General features: G+C 32.0%; 20 protein-coding genes. 11 read left to right on the top strand and 9 right to left on the bottom strand.

The annotated features are described in order from the left end of the window. The first annotated feature begins 129 nt into the window (after positions 1-129). The 3 genes from ald (at position 130) to INR78_RS04130 (ending at position 2,839) form a co-directional block, all read left to right on the top strand. Entirely contained in the window at positions 130-1,230 is a 1,101-nt protein-coding gene (gene ald, locus INR78_RS04140) for an alanine dehydrogenase (RefSeq protein ID WP_223077587.1), read from the top strand. Positions 1,231-1,324: 94 nt separating this feature from the next. Next, on the top strand, positions 1,325-2,035 hold the full coding sequence (locus INR78_RS04135) for a zinc metallopeptidase (RefSeq protein ID WP_255593117.1): 711 nt from the start codon (positions 1,325-1,327) through the stop codon (positions 2,033-2,035). 96 nt (positions 2,036-2,131) lie between these two features. After that, positions 2,132-2,839 (top strand): Bax inhibitor-1 family protein, encoded by a 708-nt coding sequence (locus tag INR78_RS04130; protein ID WP_223077586.1) that lies wholly within the window; start codon positions 2,132-2,134, stop codon positions 2,837-2,839. A gap of 178 nt (positions 2,840-3,017) precedes the next feature. Here the strand turns inward: INR78_RS04130 and INR78_RS04125 are convergent, their stop codons facing one another. Together INR78_RS04125 and INR78_RS04120 are read right to left on the bottom strand one after the other, a co-directional pair. Next, positions 3,018-3,488 (bottom strand): Lrp/AsnC ligand binding domain-containing protein, encoded by a 471-nt coding sequence (locus INR78_RS04125; RefSeq protein WP_027880874.1) that lies wholly within the window; start codon positions 3,486-3,488, stop codon positions 3,018-3,020. Positions 3,489-3,703: 215 nt separating this feature from the next. Beyond that, the gene (locus INR78_RS04120; RefSeq protein WP_106679767.1) at positions 3,704-5,068 is read right to left on the bottom strand and encodes a saccharopine dehydrogenase family protein; all 1,365 of its coding nucleotides are present in this window, start codon (positions 5,066-5,068) and stop codon (positions 3,704-3,706) included. A gap of 109 nt (positions 5,069-5,177) precedes the next feature. On the opposite strand from INR78_RS04120, the gene INR78_RS04115 reads away from it, so the two are divergent. Both INR78_RS04115 and pckA read left to right on the top strand, forming a co-directional pair. Then, a complete protein-coding gene (locus INR78_RS04115; RefSeq protein WP_106679769.1) occupies positions 5,178-5,567 on the top strand; it encodes a DUF423 domain-containing protein in 390 nt (129 codons plus the stop codon). 66 nt (positions 5,568-5,633) lie between these two features. Further along, on the top strand, positions 5,634-7,250 hold the full coding sequence (pckA, locus tag INR78_RS04110) for a phosphoenolpyruvate carboxykinase (ATP) (protein ID WP_223077585.1): 1,617 nt from the start codon (positions 5,634-5,636) through the stop codon (positions 7,248-7,250). Positions 7,251-7,330: 80 nt separating this feature from the next. Here the strand turns inward: pckA and INR78_RS04105 are convergent, their stop codons facing one another. Both INR78_RS04105 and INR78_RS13705 read right to left on the bottom strand, forming a co-directional pair. Continuing rightward, on the bottom strand, positions 7,331-8,080 hold the full coding sequence (locus INR78_RS04105; protein ID WP_106679773.1) for a uroporphyrinogen-III synthase: 750 nt from the start codon (positions 8,078-8,080) through the stop codon (positions 7,331-7,333). Between the two features lie 22 nt (positions 8,081-8,102). After that, the gene (locus tag INR78_RS13705; RefSeq protein ID WP_106679775.1) at positions 8,103-8,747 is read right to left on the bottom strand and encodes a DUF4271 domain-containing protein; all 645 of its coding nucleotides are present in this window, start codon (positions 8,745-8,747) and stop codon (positions 8,103-8,105) included. A gap of 107 nt (positions 8,748-8,854) precedes the next feature. Here INR78_RS13705 and INR78_RS04095 point away from each other — a divergent pair, with 107 nt between their 5' ends. From INR78_RS04095 to INR78_RS04085, 3 genes are read left to right on the top strand one after another with little or no spacing between them, the layout of a single operon-like run. After that, positions 8,855-9,580, top strand: a complete 726-nt coding sequence (locus INR78_RS04095) for a polyprenol monophosphomannose synthase (RefSeq protein WP_223077584.1) — start codon at positions 8,855-8,857, stop codon at positions 9,578-9,580. Positions 9,581-9,586: 6 nt separating this feature from the next. Next, a complete protein-coding gene (locus tag INR78_RS04090; protein WP_027880881.1) occupies positions 9,587-10,933 on the top strand; it encodes a dihydroorotase in 1,347 nt (448 codons plus the stop codon). A gap of 6 nt (positions 10,934-10,939) precedes the next feature. Continuing rightward, on the top strand, positions 10,940-11,380 hold the full coding sequence (locus INR78_RS04085; RefSeq protein ID WP_223077583.1) for a DUF4296 domain-containing protein: 441 nt from the start codon (positions 10,940-10,942) through the stop codon (positions 11,378-11,380). Positions 11,381-11,390: 10 nt separating this feature from the next. On the opposite strand, the gene INR78_RS04080 is transcribed toward INR78_RS04085, so the two are convergent. Next, complete coding sequence (locus INR78_RS04080; protein WP_223077582.1) at positions 11,391-12,401, bottom strand: NAD-dependent epimerase/dehydratase family protein; 1,011 nt, start codon at positions 12,399-12,401, stop codon at positions 11,391-11,393. An 87-nt stretch (positions 12,402-12,488) separates the two neighbouring features. On the opposite strand from INR78_RS04080, the gene tyrS reads away from it, so the two are divergent. Further along, positions 12,489-13,799 carry a tyrosine--tRNA ligase gene (gene tyrS, locus INR78_RS04075; RefSeq protein WP_223077581.1) on the top strand — a complete coding sequence of 437 codons (1,311 nt, stop codon included), beginning with the start codon at positions 12,489-12,491 and terminating at the stop codon, positions 13,797-13,799. Positions 13,800-14,009: 210 nt separating this feature from the next. Here the strand turns inward: tyrS and INR78_RS04070 are convergent, their stop codons facing one another. The 3 genes from INR78_RS04070 to INR78_RS04060 form a co-directional block, all read right to left on the bottom strand. After that, complete coding sequence (locus INR78_RS04070) at positions 14,010-14,990, bottom strand: acyl transferase (RefSeq protein WP_223077580.1); 981 nt, start codon at positions 14,988-14,990, stop codon at positions 14,010-14,012. Positions 14,991-15,063: 73 nt separating this feature from the next. After that, positions 15,064-15,816 (bottom strand): T9SS type A sorting domain-containing protein, encoded by a 753-nt coding sequence (locus INR78_RS04065; RefSeq protein WP_223077579.1) that lies wholly within the window; start codon positions 15,814-15,816, stop codon positions 15,064-15,066. 95 nt (positions 15,817-15,911) lie between these two features. Continuing rightward, positions 15,912-17,591 (bottom strand): DUF6130 family protein, encoded by a 1,680-nt coding sequence (locus tag INR78_RS04060; RefSeq protein WP_223077578.1) that lies wholly within the window; start codon positions 17,589-17,591, stop codon positions 15,912-15,914. Positions 17,592-17,861: 270 nt separating this feature from the next. On the opposite strand from INR78_RS04060, the gene INR78_RS04055 reads away from it, so the two are divergent. Together INR78_RS04055 and INR78_RS04050 are read left to right on the top strand one after the other, a co-directional pair. Beyond that, positions 17,862-18,545, top strand: a complete 684-nt coding sequence (locus INR78_RS04055) for a response regulator transcription factor (protein ID WP_223077577.1) — start codon at positions 17,862-17,864, stop codon at positions 18,543-18,545. Positions 18,546-18,624: 79 nt separating this feature from the next. Further along, positions 18,625-19,587, top strand: coding sequence for a cell wall metabolism sensor histidine kinase WalK (locus tag INR78_RS04050; protein WP_223077576.1), 963 nt, complete (start codon positions 18,625-18,627; stop codon positions 19,585-19,587). Here the strand turns inward: INR78_RS04050 and INR78_RS04045 are convergent. Next, positions 19,568-20,617, bottom strand: coding sequence for a glycosyltransferase (locus INR78_RS04045; protein WP_223077575.1), 1,050 nt, complete (start codon positions 20,615-20,617; stop codon positions 19,568-19,570). The two genes, INR78_RS04050 and INR78_RS04045, sit on opposite strands and share 20 nt — an antisense overlap. Between the last annotated feature and the right edge of the window lie 163 nt (positions 20,618-20,780).

The following is a 20,780-nucleotide window of genomic DNA, read 5'->3' as shown; positions in this document are numbered from 1 at the left end:
AGAATTAATAATATGAAAACAGCATTTTTTTAATTCCATAAAAATTCTATAAATGCATCATTCTCTTTGGGATAGCTAAAAATTTCATTGTAATTTTCAAAAGCTATAATCTACAAATTCAATAAAAAAATGAAAATCGGTATTCCAAAGGAAATAAAAAACAACGAAAATAGAGTAGGTATGACACCAGCTGGAGTTTTCGAATTAATCAAATACAATCATACTCTTTATGTGCAAAAAGATGCCGGTTTTGGTAGCGGTTTTTTTGACCAAGATTATAAAGATGTTGGTGCAACAATTTTAGAAACTATTGAAGAAGTTTATACCTCAAGTGATATGATTGTTAAGGTTAAAGAGCCAATTGCAGAAGAGTATCCGCTTATAAAACCGCATCACGTGGTATTTACTTATTTTCATTTTGCGTCTAGTGAAGCACTGACTAAAGCAATGTTAAAAAGCGAAGCGGTTTGTATAGCTTACGAAACTGTAGAAGATACCGATGGTACATTACCTTTATTAACGCCAATGTCTGAAGTTGCAGGACGTATGGCAATACAACAAGGTGCTAAATATTTAGAAAAACCAATTAAAGGTCGTGGTGTACTTTTAGATGGTGTACCAGGTGTTCCGCCAGGAAAAGTTTTAGTTCTTGGTGCTGGAGTTGTTGGTATTCAAGCCGCAAAAATGGCTGCAGGATTGGGCGCACACGTAACTATTATGGATATAAACATGAAACAACTACGTTATGTAAATGACGTAATGCCAAATCATGTTGTTACAGAGTTTTCTAGCGAATTTAATATAAGAAAACGTATTAAAGATCACGATTTAATTGTTGGTGGTGTATTATTAAAAGGTGCAAAAGCACCAAACTTAATTACCAGAGATATGTTAAAAAAAATGCGTCCAGGAACAGTCATTGTAGATGTTGCTGTAGACCAAGGTGGTTGTGTAGAAACCTCAAAGCCAACCACGCATGAAGAGCCAACTTATATTATAGATGATGTTGTGCATTACTGCGTTGCAAATATGCCAGGAGCAGTACCATATACTTCAACTTTAGCTCTAACAAACGTTACATTACCTTATGTTTTAAGATTAGCCAATCAAGGTTGGGAAAAAGCTTGCGAAAACGATAAAATGTTAGCAAAAGGATTAAATGTTGTTAACGGAAAAATTGTATATCAGGAAATTGCAGAAGCTTTTAACTGGTCTGTTGATGCAGTTTAAAAAGAACTGACATTGTTTTTCTGACAAAATTACCTAACACTAAATTGGCTTACTTTTTGTTATATTTAAATCATTAATATTAAAAAAGAAAAACATGTTTACAGGATATATGGGTTACTACATACTAATAGGTGTTATTGCATTAATAAGTGGTATGGTAAGTAGCCAATTAAAACGAAAATTTGCACATTACTCTAAGGTACATTTACGCAACGGAATGACAGGCGCACAAATAGCAGAAAAAATGCTAGCCGATCATGGTATACAAGACGTAAAAGTAATTTCTACAAGAGGTAAATTAACAGACCATTACAATCCAGTTGATAAAACAGTAAATTTAAGTGAAGTAGTATACAATCATGCTAACGCAGCAGCAGCAGCAGTAGCTGCTCACGAGGTTGGTCACGCTGTACAACATGCTACAGCGTATCAATATCTAACGATGCGATCTAAACTAGTGCCAATTGTACAAGTCACATCAAGTATGTCGCAATGGGTTGTAATTGGTGGTATAGTATTAATGGCATCTAATGCTTTAGGCGGTAGTGGTTTTTATGTAGCAGTTGCTGGATTAATCATGATGGGATTTGCTACCTTATTTAGTTTTATCACTTTACCTGTAGAGTATGATGCAAGTAACCGTGCATTAGCATGGTTAAAAGCTAAAAACATGGTAACTCCAGAAGAATATAAAGGTAGTGAAGATGCTTTAAAATGGGCTGCAAGAACCTATTTAGTTGCAGCAATTGGTGCTTTAGCGTCATTACTATATTGGGCATTACAAGTATTTGGAAGTCGAGATTAAACAAAAAGTATTAGATTATAAATCAAGCCGAAGAGTAAAACGATTTCTCCGGCTTTTATGTTTATATTTAAAATCTAATTAAACAATAATTTTTATATGGAAAATCAAATTCAAGGTCCAATATTAGTTGGCAATTTAGAAGATAGCGAAAAAGCTGTTTTTTATCGTAAAACTTATACTCACGTTGCATTTGCAATTTTAGGTTTTGTACTACTAGAGTATATCTTTATAGGTATGTTTGAAGATGCAGTTATTTCATTAATTAACCTTATGTTTGGAAGTAGCTTTTCTTGGTTAATAGTTTTGGGTCTTTTTTGGTTTGGAAGTAGTATGGCAGATAAACTTGCTCATAACCCTTCAAAACAAACCCAATACTTAGGATTAGGACTCTATGTGCTTTTAGAAGCAATCATTTTTTTACCAATGATATATCTTGCGGCATATCATTCTACAGGATCAGAAATGTTAACTCAAGCAGCAATAATTACACTTTGCCTTTTTGCAGGTTTGACAGCTACAGTATTCATGACAAATAAGAATTTTTCTTTCCTTAAAACAGGTTTGGTTATAGGAAGCTTTGTAGCTATTGGATTAATCGTTGCAGGAACTATTTTTGGTTTTGATTTAGGACTATGGTTTTCTGTAGGAATGGTTGTGTTTGCAGGAGCAGCAATTTTATATCAAACATCTAAAGTAAAATATGAATATACTGGTGATCAATACGTAGGAGCCGCTTTAGGTATATTTGCTTCAGTAATGTTATTATTCTGGTATATACTTCAATTGTTTATGTCAAGAGACTAGATTATTATTTGGGCGTTACCCACTTTTGCTTTTAATGGCAAAAGTGCGTCAGGCTTTCGCAAGTCGCAATCAAAGATGTGCTCCGACAGTTGCTCAATCCTTAACGCAAAAAAACACCTCAAAATTTTAATATTTTGAGGTGTTCTTTTATTCTCTTTTATAATAAAATTGTATCGTTTTAGATTTTAATTTGTCTTTCTATCTGTTGATCTAAAGAAATAAATGTTTCTGTTCTAGATACGCCTTCTATAGATTGAATTTGACTATTTAATAAGTGCATTAAATGCGAGTTGTCTTTACAGAGAATTTTAATTAAAATACTCCAATTACCCGTAGTATAATGACACTCGATAACTTCTGGTATTTTTTGTAATTGTTTTACAGCTTGCGGATTACTAATGGCTTTATCTAAATAAATCCCAACAAACGCCATAGTAGTATAGCCTAAAACTTTAGGATTTATTACAAATTTAGATCCAGCAATAAGTTTAGATTTTTCTAGCTTACGTAAACGTTGGTGTATTGCAGCGCCCGAAATACCAACTTGTCTAGCAATTTCTAATATAGGTGTACGGGCATCTTCCATAAGTGCGCGTAATATTTTCTTGTCAATACCGTCTATGATAATATTGTTATTTGAAGTTTTCAAAAGATTTAAGCTTATAGTTTAAAAGATAAAAGTAAGTATTTTGTTTTAAACTAAAACTTTATTTTGTGTAATTACCTTTGGCTAGCGCGTTAGGGATAGTAATGTAAATCCCACAGCGAGGTACGAGCGAGGAATTGCAATACTTCGACTCCGCTCAGTATAAATTCCTAGCCCGACCGTACCGATGTTTTCGGTACGGTAACGCTATAATAATTTTAAATATTTAAAGGATTATACCCTAAATAAGGTACTTCGGTTTCTTTAAAAATGATACCGTGGTTTTCTAACTCGTTAAGAATTGGTGTGTACACTTCTTTGTTTATAGGTAGTTGTACACCTGGTGTAGTAATTTTTTTATTTAATATGGCTAATGTAGCTATTGCAACCGGTAAGCCTACTGTTTTTGCCATAGCTGTGTAGGTTTGATCCTCGCCTAAACAAACCATTGTCGAGTCTATTTGCTGTTTTTTACCATCTAACTCGTATCCAAATTTGTGATACATCACTAGCATATCTTTGTCTTCTTCTGCTAGTGTCCAGCTATCCATTAATATTTTTTGAAGGATTTGAGCTGGTGTTCCTTTTTTTAGTTCGACCATTTTATTAGGATTAAAAATATCAAGTTCTACAAACTTGTCCCAAACCATATCATCCTGGTCTATCTTTAATGCGTGTCTAAATTTAAGCTCTACAGAGTCTGTTGGACTGTATGGTAAAAAAGAGTTTACAAAGTCGCGGTAGCTCATGTTTTCACTATCATCTATGGTGTAGCTATCGTCTGTCATGCCCAATAGCACAAAAGCTTGCCAAGCACGAGAAAATCCTACACGACGCATTGTACCTCTGTATAATGTCCTGATATTATCTAATCCGTAAACGCTTTGATATTTTAAAGAATCGCGGTTAGCATAAGCTTCAAAGCGTCCAAAACCTTCAATTTCTAAAAATTCGGTACGTCTAAATAATCTGTGATAAGGAATGTATTTATAGGTGTTTTCTTGTAAAAATTTAGCTGCGCCACCTTGTCCTGCAACAACAACATTTCTTGGATTCCAAGTAAATTTATAGTTCCAAAGATTGTTATCACTTTCTGGTGCTACAAGTCCGCCACAAAATGATTCAAATAGTATCATTTTTCCGCCTTTATCACGAATACGGTCTATCACTTGCATAGCGCTCATGTGGTCAATACCAGGATCCACACCAATTTCGTTCATAAAAACTAAACCTTTATCCTTAACTTGTTGGTCTAAAGCTTGCATCTCGTCACTTATGTAAGATGCTGTAACCATATTTTTACCGTAGGTCACACAATCTTTAGCAACTTCTATATGAAATCTTGCAGGTAGCATAGAGATAACAATATCTGCTTTTTTAACAGCATCTTCTCTAGAGTTTTTATCAAAGACATCTAAAGTTATAGCTGTAGCATTTTTATGATTACCAATCATTTTTTTAGCATTATCAATGTCTAAATCACCAACGGTAATGTGCAGATTTTCAGTTTCAGATTGTTCTAATAAATATTTGAATAAGTAAGATGTTGATTTTCCGGAACCTATAACTAATATATGTCGCATAAAGGTTATTAACTATTTTTAATTTTTATGTAATATTTTTAAAGTATCTTATATTTTTATACGAATTTAATAAATACTTACTGTATTTTTGTGTTAAGATTAAATTATTATGAATAAAAGAATTCTAATTTTAGCTTCATTTTTAGGTTTAACAAGCGTTATAATTGGTGCTTTTGGGGCTCATGGATTAAAGGAAGTTTTAGATGCAGAGCAATTGCAAACTTTTGAAGTTGGTGTACGTTATCAAATGTATCACGCATTATTCTTGTTATTTATAGGACTTATTGATAAGATTTCAGAAAAAACAAAATCAACAATATTTTATTTAGTATTTGTAGGTGTTATCTTTTTTTCAGGCTCAATATATGGTCTAGCTACAAATGATTTAACAGGTTTTGATTTTAGCAAAATTGCATTAATAACACCAATAGGTGGCGCTTTGTTAATCGCGTCATGGGCTATATTGTTAATAAACTTTTTAAAATATAAAGAGAATTAACAAGTTTTACTTAGCGTTAATTTATATTAAATTTTACCTTTGCACTTTAAACAACACAAACAAATTATGGTAAACCATACACAATCCACGAAAACGATTTCGTTAGAACAGTACGGAATCAAAAATGCACAAGTACAATATCAACTAACACCTGATCAATTACATGATGTAACTATAGAAAAAGGTTTAGGAGTAGAAGCATCTTCTGGAGCTTTAGCAATTAATACTGGAGAGTTTACAGGTCGATCTCCTCAAGATCGTTTTATTGTAAAAGATAGTATTACCGAAGATAAAATTTGGTGGGGAGATATTAACATTCCGTTTGATTCGGATAAATTTCAGAAATTATATGATAAGGTAACCGTTTACCTTTCTGATAAAGAAGTTTTTGTAAGAGATGCGTATGCTTGCGCAGATGATAATTACAAACTAAATATTAGAGTAATTAACGAATTACCTTGGAGTAACATGTTTGCTTATAACATGTTTTTAAGACCAACAGAAGAAGAGTTAAACGACTTTACTCCAGAATGGACTGTAGTAAATGCACCAGGTTTTATGGCAGATCCAGAAGTAGATGGAACACGTCAACATAACTTTGCTATTTTAGATTTTACACGTAAAATAGCCTTAATTGGAGGAACAGGTTATACTGGAGAAATCAAGAAAGGTATTTTTTCTGCTTTAAACTTTATTTTACCAGTGTTTAAAAATACGTTGCCAATGCACTGTAGTGCTAACGTAGGAGAAAATGATGAAACTGCTATCTTTTTTGGTTTATCAGGAACAGGAAAAACAACACTGTCTGCAGATCCAAATAGAAAATTAATTGGAGATGATGAGCACGGTTGGACATCAGAAAACTCTGTGTTTAATTTTGAAGGTGGATGTTATGCTAAAGTGATAGATCTTTCTGAAGAAAAAGAACCAGATATTTTTAGAGCAATTAAAAGAGGTGCAATTTTAGAAAATGTTATTATGGATGATAATGGCGTTGTAGATTTTGCAGATACTTCAATCACACAAAATACACGTGTTAGTTATCCAATTTATCATATTGATAACATCCAAAAACCGTCTATTGGTAAAAACCCAAAAAACATATTTTTCTTAACTGCAGATGCTTTTGGTGTATTACCTCCAATTTCAAAATTAACACCAGCACAAGCTGCTTACCATTTTATATCAGGTTACACAGCTAAAGTAGCAGGTACAGAAGCAGGTATTACAGAACCAGTACCAAGTTTTTCAGCGTGTTTTGGAGCTCCTTTTATGCCTTTACATCCTACAAAATATGCAGAGATGTTAAGCAAAAAGATGAAAGAAGCTGGCGTAAACGTTTGGCTAGTTAATACTGGATGGACTGGCGGATCTTACGGTGTAGGAAGCAGAATTAAACTAAAATACACTAGAGCTATGATTAATGCGGTATTAAATGGTGATTTAGGCTTATACAATTACAACGATTATCACATTCATTCTGTATTTGGTGTAGCACAACCAAGAAGTTGTCCAGGTGTACCAACAGAAGTTTTAAGTCCAAGAGCAACTTGGAATAATGATAAAGAATATTACAAAACAGCATTTAAATTAGCTAATGCGTTTAGAACTAACTTTGAAAAGTTTGAGTCTTACGCAAGTGAAGAAATTAGACGTGGCGGACCGCAACGTTATGCTGAGTAATACAAACCAGGTGTTAAAGTAAAAAAGCGCTATCTAAATAATTAGATAGCGCTTTTTTTATACTGTTTAAAGAGAAGTTTTTACTTTCCTTTATTTGCTTCTTTAATGTATTTTTCTAAAGCCATAGTCATAGAAGGTGTTTCTGGTGTTGGTGCAGATATATCTACACGTAATCCTTTTGCTTCAACAGCTTTAATTGTAGTGTTTCCAAACACAGCAATTCTTGTATCATTTTGCTTAAAGTCAGGAAAATTATGAAATAAAGACTCGATACCAGATGGACTAAAAAACACTAATATGTCATAGTACACGTTGGCTAAGTCTGATAGGTCACTAATTACAGTTCTGTAAAAAATAGCTTCTTTCCAATCTACACCAAGTCCATCTAATATGGTAGGTACTTCTGGCTTTAACTTGTCTGTTGTTGGTAATAAAAATTTTTCGTCTTTATACTTTTTGATTAATGGCGAAAGCTCTGCAAAAGTACGTTTACCCACATAAATTTTACGTTTTCTGTAAACCACGTATTTTTGTAAGTAAAAAGCTACAGCTTCAGATTGGCAAAAGTACTTCATTGTATCTGGTACTTTAAAGCGCATTTCTTCGGCTACTCTAAAAAAGTGATCTACTGCATTTCTACTGGTTAGGATAATTGCAGTGTATTTAGTCAAATCTACTTTTTGTTGTCTAATTTCTTTTGTAGATACACCTTCTACGTGAATAAAAGGTCTAAAATCAATTTTAACTTTCTGCTTTTCTGAAAGATCAAAGTATGGCGAATTTTCAATTTTAGGTTCTGGTTGCGAGACTAAAATGGTTTTCACTTTCATAAGTATCTTTAAATTTTTAGGCCTATTTTATTGCTATAAATTGATAAACAATAAGGTAAGGTGCGATTTCGAGAGCGCAAAGATACAAAATAAAATAAAACATACTTCTTTTAAATACATTAAGATTAGCTTTAAAAAAAGTTAATAAACCTAAACTAAAAACAGTTAATCCTAGTAAGCTTATAATAATCAGTGTATTAAGATTTGGAGTGACCGAGTATATTAATATTGCATTAATTGGTAGTAATAATAAACCTAGATAATTTCTGTAACTAGTTTTAGTAAACAGATAATCTTTAATAAGCAATTCTATCTCAAAAATGCTAGATAATAAACGTTCTAAAAGTACTTTTACTATAAAAAAGCAAGCTATTAAAAGTGCATATTTTAAGATTAGTAATTGCGAAATCCTCTCGCCAACCAAGCTGTTTATAAACAAGTAAAAAAAGATAGCGGCATTAAGGCACAAGTTTATAAACAGTATGCCATCAAAAAGCTCAATAAAATGCTGATCTTTTGAAAATAACTTTGTGTATCTGTTATTAACAACTAAGTAAGAAAAAATCTCGAAACGTTTTGTGTAGATTAATTTACTTAAGGCAATACAAATTAAGCACACTATAAATATTAGTGTAATAATATCTGTATTTATAATTTCTCTAATCACACGGTAAAATTATTACTTTTTAAAGCAAAAAAATGGCAATTATTAAGGTTTTTTTATAAACATTTAACCCTATAAAATGTACATTTGCCTAAATTTTAAAAGAATTAATGCAAGACGCTATTGTCATTATACCAACGTATAACGAAGTTGAAAACATAGAAGCAATTATAAAAGCGGTTTTCAATTTAAAAAAAGAGTTCCATATTTTAGTAGTAGATGATAATTCTCCTGATGGAACTGCAAAAAAAGTACAGCGTCTTCAAGAATATTATCAAGACAAGTTGTTTTTGTCTGTTAGAAAAGAAAAATCTGGACTAGGTACAGCCTACATACATGGGTTTTATTGGGCTTTAGAAAAAGAATACAATTACATTTTTGAAATGGATGCAGATTTTTCTCATAACCCAAAAGATTTAGAAAAACTATATAAAGCATGCCATGAAGATGGCGCAGACATAGCAATAGGATCAAGATATGTTAAAGGTGTAAATGTTGTAAATTGGCCATTAGGTCGTATAATCTTATCTTATGGTGCATCATTTTACGTTAGATTCATAACAGGAATGCGTATAAAGGACGCCACAGCAGGTTTTGTATGTTATAAAAGGCAAGTTTTAGAGACACTAGACTTAGAAGATATAAAATTTGTAGGGTACGCATTTCAAATAGAAATGAAATTTAAAGCCTATTTAAAACGTTTTAAAATCGTAGAAATACCTGTTATTTTTGTTGATAGAATAAAAGGCGAATCTAAATTAAGTTCTAGCATCATATCTGAAGCCATTTTTGGAGTGATTGCTATGAAAATAAAAAGTATATTTAATAAGAAATAAAGCATTATGCATCAAAAAATCACTTTAATAAAAAATGCAAAAATCGTAAACGAAGGAGAAATCGTTAACGGAGACATTTTAATAGAAGGCGAAATTATCACAAAAATAGCACCATCTATAAGTCCAAAATCTGCAGATGTTAATGTATTTGATGCAGAAGGGCAATATGTTTTACCTGGTGCAATAGATGATCAGGTTCATTTTAGAGAACCAGGTTTAACCCATAAAGCAAATATAGAAACCGAGTCTAGAGCTGCAATTGCTGGTGGTATTACCTCGTTTATAGAAATGCCTAACACCAACCCGCAAACTACAACAATAGAAGCATTAAACGATAAATTTGACCGTGCAGAAAAAACATCTTGGGCAAACTACTCGTTTATGTTTGGTGGTACAAATGATAATTTAGAAGAAATCCTTAAAGTCAATAAAAAAGAAGTTGCTGGATTAAAATTATTTTTAGGATCATCAACAGGAAATATGCTTGTAGATAATCCAGAAGTTTTAGAAAAAATCTTTAAAAGTACAGACCTTTTAATATCTGTGCATTGTGAGGACGAAGCTACAATCAAAGCCAATTTAGAGATTTATAAAGAACGTTACGGAGATGATATTCCTGTACACTTTCATCCAATAATTAGAAGTGAAGATGCATGTTATTTATCGTCTTCTAAAGCAATAGAATTAGCAAAGAAAACAGGCGCAAGATTACACGTGTTTCACCTATCAACAGGAAAAGAAACCGAGCTATTTGATAATAGCATACCATTAAAGGATAAAAAAATTACTGCCGAAGTTTGTATACATCACCTATGGTTTTGCGATAAAGATTATGACGAAAAAGGAACGTTAATTAAATGGAATCCTGCTGTAAAAACAGAAAAAGATCGCGATCAATTATTAAAGGCGCTTTTAGATGATAAAATAGATGTTATTGCAACAGACCATGCACCTCATACATTTGAAGAAAAATCTAATGTCTACACAAAAGCACCTTCTGGCGGACCATTAGTACAACACGCTTTACCTGCATTATTAGAAATGCATCACGACGGTGATATTTCAATTGAGAAAATTGTAGAAAAGTTTTGCCACAATCCTGCAATCTTATTTGATGTAGAAAAACGAGGTTTTATAAAAGAAGGCTATTACGCAGATTTAGTAATAGTAAACTTAAATAACCCTTGGACTGTTAAAAAAGAAAACATTTTATATAAATGTGGTTGGTCTCCGTTTGAAGGTACTACATTTAAATCTAGGATTACCCATACGTTTATAAACGGTGGTTTAGCATACAAAAATTTTAAGTTTTATGATACCAAGTATGCAAAACGATTAACTTTTGATAGATAATTTATAGTGAAACACAGTAGCCTTTTATACTTTTTAGTTTTGACACTGTTTGTGTCTTGTTATGATATAGAAAAACCAGAAAAACCAAAAGATTTACTCTCTGAAGATAAAATGGTTGATGTTTTGGTAGAGATTTCTATTATGTCTTCTGCAAAAGGAATAAATAAGCGTATACTAGAAAATAATGGTATAAAACCAGTTGAGTATATTTATAAAAAACATGGCATAGATAGTATGCAATTTGTTAATAGCAACACTTACTATTCTCATGATATAGAAGTCTATGACAAAATTTACGATAAAGTAAAAGACAGTGTTACAAAGCTAAGAGATAAGTATAAAGCCATTCAAAATAAAGAAAAGAAAAAAAAGGAAAAGGAGAAAAAAGAGTTAAAGAAAGCAGAGTTAAAACTAGACCAAAATCTTCTTGAAAAAGAAACTAATTAAGTTTTAAACTTTACTTTAAATCTTTTTTAAAAAAACTAGTTGTAGTCTTTATACTTTTATCCATTGGTAAAAACTCAAAACCTATAGCGTCTTTAATTTTATTATTACTGTAAATAGTTGTTGTAACTGCGCTATTTGCGGTTTGCTTAGATAAGACTCTACGTTTTTTAGTTAATTTATGTTTTAGCCAATCCAAACGCCAAGCAATATTTAATAACCAAGGTTTAGCTTCTTTTTGTGGCGGTTTTACTCCTAAATAATTAGCGGTTTTGGTAAAAAAATCTTTAAAAGATAAGTTTTCAGAAACTAGAATATAGCGTTCGTTTTTTATATCACTTTTTAAAAGTTGTATCATTGCTTTTACAACATCATTAACATCAACATAACCAGTAGATCCAGTGGTATAATATTTTAGTCCCTTGTAAATCATTTTTATTAAACTACCACTACCGTAGCGCCAAATACCAGGTCCAATAATAACACCAGGATTAACAATTACAGCATTCAAACCTTCTTGTGTACCGCGCCAAACTTCAAGTTCTGCACCATATTTAGTAATGGCATAAACGCTGTTATCAATTTCTTTATTCCATTCGGTGTCTTCAGTAATAGCCTTGTTATTTAAAGAAGCCCCTAAAGCAGCAATAGAGCTAACGTAACATAGTTTTTCAACTTTATGATCAATACAAAAGTTAACAATATTTGCGGTACCTTTTATATTTGTCTTTTGCAACAAATTAAACTTATCAGGTTCAAAACTTACAAATGCGGCGCAATGGTACACCTGTGTAACGTCTTTAAAAGCTTCGGTAAGTTGTGGGATATTGTTTAGATCTGCTTTAACCCATTCAATAGTATCAAATAAAGCGTCTACATTGTTGGTGTAATAGCCAAAAATACGTTTAACGGTATCAAACTTTTTTTCACTTCTATAAATAGCACGTACTGGCTGGTTTTCATTTAATAAATGAAACAACAAATGTGCGCCAACTAATCCCGTTCCTCCTGTGACTAAAATCATGCTACTAAAGTAATAAATATAAGATATTGTACAGATTTTATGGCACTATTTTTATCTTTGTGGCTTCATTAAATAAAATAATTTAAGATGGCAAACGCACTTGTAGAAGAATTACGTTGGAGAGGTATGGTACACGACATCATGCCTGGAACAGAAGAGCAACTTGATAAAGAAATGACTACTGCTTATATAGGATTTGATCCAACATCAGATTCTTTACATATAGGTAGTTTAGTGCCAATTATTTTGTTAGTGCATTTAGAAAAAGCAGGTCATAAACCAATTGCTTTAGTTGGTGGTGCAACGGGTATGATTGGTGATCCTTCTGGTAAAAGTGACGAGCGTAACTTATTAGACGAAGCAACACTAAACCATAATGTAGCTGGTATAAAAAGCGTACTGTCTCGCTTTTTAGATTTTAACTCTACAGAAAAAAACGCACCAGTTTTAGTTAATAATTATGATTGGATGAAAGACTTTAGCTTTATAGATTTTGCACGTGATGTTGGTAAGCGTATTACCGTAAACTACATGATGGCAAAAGACTCTGTAAAAAAGCGTTTTAGTGGCGAAGAAGGTAGCGTTGGTATGAGCTTTACCGAGTTTACTTACCAATTAATCCAAGGGTACGATTTTTACCATTTACACAAAACCATGGGTTGTAAATTACAAATGGGTGGAAGTGACCAATGGGGAAACATAACTACAGGAACAGAACTTGTTAGACGTATGAATGTTGGCGACGATACCGCAAAAGCATACGCTATGACTTGCCCATTAATTACAAAAGCAGACGGATCTAAATTTGGTAAAAGTGAAGGTGGTAACGTTTGGTTAGATGCCGATAAAACTAGCGTGTATAAATTCTACCAGTTTTGGTTAAATACTACAGATGAAGATGCAGAAAAGTACATTAAAATCTTTACGTTTTTAGATAAAGACACGATAGATACTTTAATTGCAGAACATAAAGAGAATCCTGGTTTTAGAGCTTTACAGAAAAAATTAGCAGAAGAAGTTACAACCTTTGTACACACTAAAGAGGAATACGAAAATGCAGTAAAAGCATCTCAAATCTTGTTTAGTAAAGACTTTAAAAACGATATCAAACAGTTAAACGAAAGTTTATTTTTAGATGTTTTTGAAGGTGTGCCACAAGCTGAGGTAAGTAAAGATAAAATAGACGCTGGTTTAGATATGATTGCAGCACTGTCTGCCGAGACTAACTTTTTAGCAAGTAATGGCGAAGCACGTCGTGCGTTAAAAGAAAACTCGGTAGCTGTTAATAAAGACAAAGTTGGTGAAGATTATACCATAACGACAGAAGATTTAATTAACGATAAGTATGTTGTAATTAATAGAGGTAAGAAAAAGACCTTTATTATAAAAGTGGTTTAATTGTCGCTTACAGCGAAGTCAAGAAGTCTTGAATAAATTAAAAAAGGTCTCGACTGCGCTAGACCTGACACTATACTTAAAAAATGTAAATACAATTAAAAGCCTGTTTTCAAAAGTTTGAAAACAGGCTTTTTTTTACAAAAATTAGCTAATCAACTAAATCTAATTTTTCTTTTTCGTTTATAGTTTGTCGTATGTGGTAACTTGTCCTTACAACACCATTAGATTGCAACCTCTAATATCACTATTATCAAAACGACCAATAACCTCAAAGCTACCGTTATTAAGTGGTTTGCCTAAGTCTTGCGTTGCAATAAAAGCACAAGAATTGATATTGGCTAAATCTATAACATTAATGCCTCCTGTTTTTTTGGTGTCAAATACCGTTAAAGCATCTTCTGTGTCTCTAGTTAAAATTTTCATCCAAGGTGGACAGTTAAACACACCATTACCTTTAGAATACGCTTGACTTAAAAGTTCGGTCATGCCATATTCGCTATGTATTTGGTCAACACCAAAACCAGATTTTAAAAGTTGATGTAACTCTTCTCTAATTATTTCTTTGCGTTTACCTTTCATACCACCAGTTTCCATAATAATGGTATTTTTTAAGTTGAATTGGTAACGCTCTACCAAATCTAAAAGCGCAAAAGACACACCAATTAGTAGTGTTTTTTTACCTTCATTTTCAAGTTGAAATAAAGTGTCTTTTAATTCGTCTAAATTATTTAAATAAAATCCGCTTTTAGGCTGTTTAGAGTCTTTAATTAAATGATCTACCATATAGACCAAAGACGATCCTTCGCGTTCTAAATAATTAGGTAATAACGCCAAGATGGTGTAATTTTCTACATTACCATAAAAATGTGCAAATCCTTTTTTAAAACTGTCTTCGTAAACCTTTAAATTGGTAACATGGTGTTTACTTGTTATTTGTCCTGTAGTACCACTACTAGAAAAAGTAATCTCGGTTGGTGTGTTAGCGCTTAAAACGTCGTGCGATTTAAAAAACTGAATAGGTAAAAATGGTATTTGATGTAGTGCTGTAACATCACTTGGGTTTTTGTATAATAAATCACAAAAAGAACGATACACGTTATTATTTTCGTACTGAAATTTAAACACGTTTAAAGCATGGGTTATAAACGCCTTTTCTGTAGTAATGTTAAAGATGTCTTTTGTATTTATCATAGGATTACAAAAGTATAGAAAATAAAAAAGCGTTGCCAATAGCAACGCTTTTAAAATTTATATCAAATAAGGATTACTCTATAACTAATTTTTTAGTCGTAGATGCTCCGTTTTGCTCTATGTTTAATAAGTACATACCAGCTTTTAAGTTAGATACGTTTAAACGGTTAGTCGTTAATGTTTGTTTAACAACTTGTTTACCTAAAACATCAAAAACTGTTACGTTAATAGCATCGTTAGATGTAGTTTTAATATTAACAAAACCGTTTGTTACAGGATTTGGATATACAGAAAATTCTGCAGTTTCAAAGTTTTTAGTAGAAAGAGTTGGGTCTGTAACTAATAAATTATCTACATATATAACTGATGAGCCATTCCATCCTGATACATCATAGAAACGTAAACCAACTTCTATATCTCCGCTTACCGAAGGAGTAAAAGTTGTAGTTACTGTTTGCCAAGAATCTGTTGTTGATGGGTCAGAATAATTTTCGTAACCATCAATGTATAGTCTAACTCTAGCATCATTATCACCAGTAAGATGATAAATGTCAACAGAATATGTATACTCAATACCTGCTGTTACATTTATAGTTTGTCTAAAGTCAGTATTTCCTTGATCTCCAGTAGTTACGGTTACTTTTAAAGATTTAGAGCCTTCATTTATAATAGTTGTTTCTTCTTCTGTTGTAATTCCAGAATCTATTAAAGTCCAACCATCAGGAGTACTTCCTGTAAAAGATTCAAATCCACCGTTTACAGCAATACTTTGGCTAATGCCGAAGAATGGGATTAATGTTAAAGCTAAAAAGTAAAATTTTTTCATGTGTGTGTTATATTTAAATTTTGTTCAAATCTAGCAAAAAAAAAGAGTTATCTAATTGTAGATAACTCTCTTTTAACAATAGCTTAATATAGCTTTTATTCTATAACTAACTTCTTAGTCGTAGAAGCTCCGTTTTGTTCTATGTTTAATAAGTACACACCAGCTTTTAAGTTAGATACGTTTAATGTATCATTACTTAATGTTTTAGTGATTACTTTTTTACCTAATAAGTCAAACACAGTTACGTTTACAGCGCTGTTAGACGTTGTTTTGATGTTTACATAACCTTTGTTTGTTGGGTTAGGGTAAATGCTAAAGTTAGCTTGTGAAAATTCTTGTGTAGTTAAAGTAGCATCGCTCCAAGTAGTTGCAATTCTTAGCTCATCCATTATCATAAATGGTGTTTCTGTAGGACTATCTTGGCGAATTAAAAATTGAGAAAAAGTATTTCCTGTAGATCCAGAAGCTTCTGTAAGATCAGCAGCTGGTTCAGTACCACCAATACTTGGGTTGATCCATGCATTAACAACATCATTGTCAATATCATAATTAAATACAACAAATACAGTATCTCCTAAATTATAATCTGTAGTTCCTATTTGAGTTAAGGTTCCACCGTTACTAAGACCTATTCTGTATGTTGTTGTGCTAGTTGGAGATATCCATAATCTTGATTCATATCCTCCAGAATCTGTTCTTAAAACAGCGAAATATCCATCAGTTGGTGCTGCGTCTAAAGCATTAACTTGCATTAAAAAAGAAGCATATATTGCACCAGAAGAAGTAGCGGTGTAATCAACAACTGGATCAGCACCAGAACCGTCAAAAGAAATTGAGTTTCCTGAAGAAGTAATACCAGTATATGTTAAGTTTCCTGCCTCAACTAATACATCATCTCCAGAAAAATAATTAGTCCAAGGTGTTTGAGAAGCTAGAGTTTCTGTTGCAGTATAATCAAAGCTTTCTGTAAATGGTAAAGCTTGAACTTCGTAAGTTGTAAAGTTAACAGTTGTATTAACAGCAGGAGAAATTGGTGTATGAGTATTATCTACTAATTCTAGATATACTGTATGTTCACCCGAAGTTAAACCAGTTAAATTAATTGGATTAGTATCGTATTTCATTATTGTGCTTCCTCCATCAACTGTGTAGTGTATGTGTCCATCTCCTGTTCCATTTGCTACCACAAAATTTTGAACACTAACATCTACAGTTACATCGCTAGAACCAATTAACTCGCCATCAGTTGGTGAAATTACTGCGATACTTGGAGATGATTGAGGTAAAATTTGGAAATTATCTACAATTATATTTGATTGATTACCGTTACCAGCCCAATTTCCACTATCATCGTAAAAACGCAGTCCAAAATCTGCGCTTGCGGCTGCAGCTGTGTATTGATAAGTTATTGTTTGCCATGCACCAATTATAGAATTATCTGAATAGCCTTGATACCCGTCAGCAAATAATCTTGCTTGACCTGCATTGTCTAAATGGTAAACATCTACAGATATATCATATACAACTCCAGGCGTTAACGAAACCGTTTGTCTAAAATCTGTATCACCTTGAGTTTGAGTAGTAATTAAAAAGTTAATAGAAGATCCACCTTCAGAAACGATTGTATTTTCCTCAGTAAGGGTTGTTCCAGATTCAGAAGTCCAAGAGTCTAAAACACCACCAGTCCAACTTTCAAAACCTCCATTTACAGCAGCGTTTTGTGCAAATGAAAAGGTTGAAATTAATGTTAAAAGTAAAAAGTAAATTTTTTTCATAATTAATAGTTATAAATTGTGTCTTACAAATATACACAGAATTTTGTCTTACAAGTAACTATTAAGAAGCTAATAACATTTTTTACAATTATATAACATGGTATTTTAACTACTTGGTAAGCAAAAGATTGTAAATTACATAAACCTAAAAACTTAGGTTAGGTTATAAGTTGTAATTAATGTTATTTAATTGTTATCAATGGATTAAATAGATAATTTAATTTTAATAATTTTATCTTTACGTTATTATTTTAACACAAAGTCATTCTGATGAATAAGAAAGATATTAAAATTCTTTTAGTAGACGACGAGCCGGATATTCTTGAAATAGTAGGCTATAATTTAAGTGCAGAAGGTTACCAAGTCATTACTGCAGATAACGGTGTAAAAGCTGTTAAAAAAGCAAAAAAAGAAAAACCACACCTTATTATATTAGATGTGATGATGCCAGAAATGGATGGTATTGAAGCTTGTGAAGCTATTAGAAAAGTACCAGAATTAAGCAGCACAATTATTACATTTTTAACCGCAAGAGGAGAAGATTACTCTCAAGTAGCAGGTTTTGACGCTGGTGCAGACGATTATATTACTAAACCAATTAAACCAAAAGTATTAATAAGTAAAGTAAAAGCACTTTTAAGACGATTAAAATCTGAAGACACTAACCAATCGGTTATAAAAATTGGTAAGCTTACCATTAATAGAGACGAATACAAGATTATTTTAGGAAACGAAGAGATTATTTTACCAAGAAAAGAATTTGAACTCTTATCTTTGTTGGCATCAAAACCAGGTAAAGTCTTTAAAAGAGAAGATATTTTAGACCGCGTTTGGGGTAACGAAGTCGTAGTTGGCGGACGTACTATAGATGTACACATAAGAAAACTAAGAGAAAAAATTGGCGACGATAGCTTTAAAACCGTAAAAGGTGTTGGCTATAAGTTTGTAGAATAACTTTTATTTGAAACTAAAAAAAACATACAAGTTTGCATTAAAAACTTCGTTTTTAATCACCGTATTTTTAACGCTCTTAATGAGTGTTTTTTTGTATTTGTTTTATACAATAAACATATTACACATACTGTTTTTTGCTTTTTTTACGTATTCATTTTCCTTTTTAATTATTCAATATAGAGTAGAAAAATTCATCTATAAAAGAATAAACAAAATTTACAAAGACCTTACCTTGTTAGAGTCTGCTAGTTTTAGAAAACATAGCATTACTACAGATATGGCAACGCTAACTAGGCAAATAGATAAATATGCCAAAGACAAAAAGTTAGAAATAGAAACTTTAAAGGTTAGAGAAGAATACCGTAAAGAGTTTATGGGTAACGTATCGCACGAGCTTAAAACACCATTATTTACAGTACAAGGTTATATAGAAACATTGCTTGACGGCGCAATGAAAGATAAAAACGTAGCCGAAAAATATCTAGAAAGAGCCAACAAAGGTGTAGAACGATTAATATATATCGTAAAAGACCTAGATATGATTACCAAATTAGAAGTAGGAGATTTACGACTTAATGTTACCACTTTTGATATTGTAGATCTAGTAAAAAGTGTTTTTGACTTACTAGAAATGAAAGCTGCTAAGAAAAAAATTAGCCTAATGTTTGATATGGACTACAAACAACCAATACTGGTAAAAGGTGATGAAGAGCGTATCCAGCAAGTGTTAACCAACTTAGTCGTAAATTCAATTAAATATGGTCATCAAAACGGTACTACAGAGATTAGTATAGAAAGACTTATTAAAAACAAAGTTATAATAAGAGTCACCGATAATGGCGAAGGTATTGGTAAAGAACATTTACCAAGACTTTTTGAGCGTTTTTATCGCGTAGACAAAAGCGGATCGCGTAAAGAAGGCGGATCTGGTTTAGGACTATCTATAGTAAAACATATTATAGAAGCACACGACGAAAAAATCTATGTAGAAAGCGAAGTAAACGTTGGTAGCGAGTTTTCTTTTACGCTAGAAAAAGCTTAAACAAATCACTAAAGTTTGTTTTACAATCTAAAGCATCAAATCCAGTAAAATCTTTAACTCTATCAAGTTGCTTTAAAGAAAATTCTTTTTGGTTACAACTAGGTATAATACCTTGTTTGTTTAAATTTTGGGCTATATATTCTTGTTCAAACTGTCCTGGTGTAGGAATAAAAAATGCTTTTTTACCTAACTTAGCTAAGTCCATAACAGTAGTATATCCAGATCTAGAAATTACCAAATCACAACTGTTTAAAGCTGTTTGTAAATCTGCAGAAGTCATAAAATTATAAATGGTAAACTGTTGCTTGGTTTCAATACGTTGCTCACCTTCAATCTTACCTTTTACAAATAATATATTACCATTATAGTCTGCTAATTCTTTAAATAATTTTTGCTCTAATAATCCACGTTGTGGCTCAGGACCAGATAACAAGACCATGATATCAAACTTAGAAGGAATAAGTGTTTTTTCTAACCTGCTTAATGCGCCAATATATTTAATAGGTAAAAGTTTTGAAGTAAAATCATGTCCTAATTTACCACTTAAATTAGGTGTGTTTTCAAAATCTGGTACCCAACATTCATCAAACTTTTTAAGATAATAATCATGTAAAGATGTGCTTAATTTTGTAGTCATTCCGCTTAAAACATTAAGCTGATGAGTAATAAACACCGACGGAATTTTAGAACTATATACACCCATTCTGTTGTCAGAGATTATACCTTCAATAGCATAATCGTGTACAATTTTTTTAATCGCTAAATGTTCTTTTAAAATAGCTTTTTTAATCTTAGGTAGTTGTCTAAAAAGGCGCCATTTAAAGCTAGATTTAGAATAAGTAATATTGTAAGCAGGCAACTCGATAAAGATAATCTGTTTAAATTCTTTTTTAAGTAGTGCTAAAGCAGCACCATCAGAAGCAATAACAGGTTCAAAATTTTGTTCAATAAGCGCATTAATAATAGGTATGCAACGTGTAGCATGACCAATTCCCCAATTAAGAGGCGCAACAAGAATTCTTTTTTTCATTATAAAAATTTGGGCGTTACCACACACTTCGACTACGCTCAGTGCAAGTGGTCAGGCTGTCCGTTATATCTTTTTTTGCCATATATGGCAGCAAAAAAAGGATGTCATTTCCATCCTTAACGCAAAAAAGCTAATTTCAAAGATAAGTATAATAGTACTAAGG

The organism is Mesoflavibacter sp. SCSIO 43206 (genome assembly GCF_019904215.1).
GTDB classification, from domain to species: domain Bacteria; phylum Bacteroidota; class Bacteroidia; order Flavobacteriales; family Flavobacteriaceae; genus Mesoflavibacter; species Mesoflavibacter zeaxanthinifaciens.
The sequence above is the reverse complement of the archived record's forward strand: the minus strand, read 5'-3'. Positions and strand labels throughout refer to the sequence as shown.

Excerpts from the sequence above, each read along its gene's own strand:
- ald (WP_223077587.1), top strand. The coding sequence starts at position 130 with ATGAAAATCGGTATTCCAAAGGAAATAAAAAACAACGAAAATAGAGTA.
- INR78_RS04135 (WP_255593117.1), top strand. The coding sequence starts at position 1,325 with ATGTTTACAGGATATATGGGTTACTACATACTAATAGGTGTTATTGCA.
- INR78_RS04130 (WP_223077586.1), top strand. The coding sequence starts at position 2,132 with ATGGAAAATCAAATTCAAGGTCCAATATTAGTTGGCAATTTAGAAGAT.
- INR78_RS04120 (WP_106679767.1), bottom strand. The coding sequence starts at position 5,068 with ATGCGACATATATTAGTTATAGGTTCCGGAAAATCAACATCTTACTTA.
- INR78_RS04115 (WP_106679769.1), top strand. The coding sequence starts at position 5,178 with ATGAATAAAAGAATTCTAATTTTAGCTTCATTTTTAGGTTTAACAAGC.
- pckA (WP_223077585.1), top strand. The coding sequence starts at position 5,634 with ATGGTAAACCATACACAATCCACGAAAACGATTTCGTTAGAACAGTAC.
- INR78_RS04105 (WP_106679773.1), bottom strand. The coding sequence starts at position 8,080 with ATGAAAGTGAAAACCATTTTAGTCTCGCAACCAGAACCTAAAATTGAA.
- INR78_RS04095 (WP_223077584.1), top strand. The coding sequence starts at position 8,855 with ATGCAAGACGCTATTGTCATTATACCAACGTATAACGAAGTTGAAAAC.
- INR78_RS04090 (WP_027880881.1), top strand. The coding sequence starts at position 9,587 with ATGCATCAAAAAATCACTTTAATAAAAAATGCAAAAATCGTAAACGAA.
- INR78_RS04080 (WP_223077582.1), bottom strand. The coding sequence starts at position 12,401 with ATGATTTTAGTCACAGGAGGAACGGGATTAGTTGGCGCACATTTGTTG.
- tyrS (WP_223077581.1), top strand. The coding sequence starts at position 12,489 with ATGGCAAACGCACTTGTAGAAGAATTACGTTGGAGAGGTATGGTACAC.
- INR78_RS04070 (WP_223077580.1), bottom strand. The coding sequence starts at position 14,990 with ATGATAAATACAAAAGACATCTTTAACATTACTACAGAAAAGGCGTTT.
- INR78_RS04065 (WP_223077579.1), bottom strand. The coding sequence starts at position 15,816 with ATGAAAAAATTTTACTTTTTAGCTTTAACATTAATCCCATTCTTCGGC.
- INR78_RS04060 (WP_223077578.1), bottom strand. The coding sequence starts at position 17,591 with ATGAAAAAAATTTACTTTTTACTTTTAACATTAATTTCAACCTTTTCA.
- INR78_RS04055 (WP_223077577.1), top strand. The coding sequence starts at position 17,862 with ATGAATAAGAAAGATATTAAAATTCTTTTAGTAGACGACGAGCCGGAT.
- INR78_RS04050 (WP_223077576.1), top strand. The coding sequence starts at position 18,625 with ATGAGTGTTTTTTTGTATTTGTTTTATACAATAAACATATTACACATA.
- INR78_RS04045 (WP_223077575.1), bottom strand. The coding sequence starts at position 20,617 with ATGAAAAAAAGAATTCTTGTTGCGCCTCTTAATTGGGGAATTGGTCAT.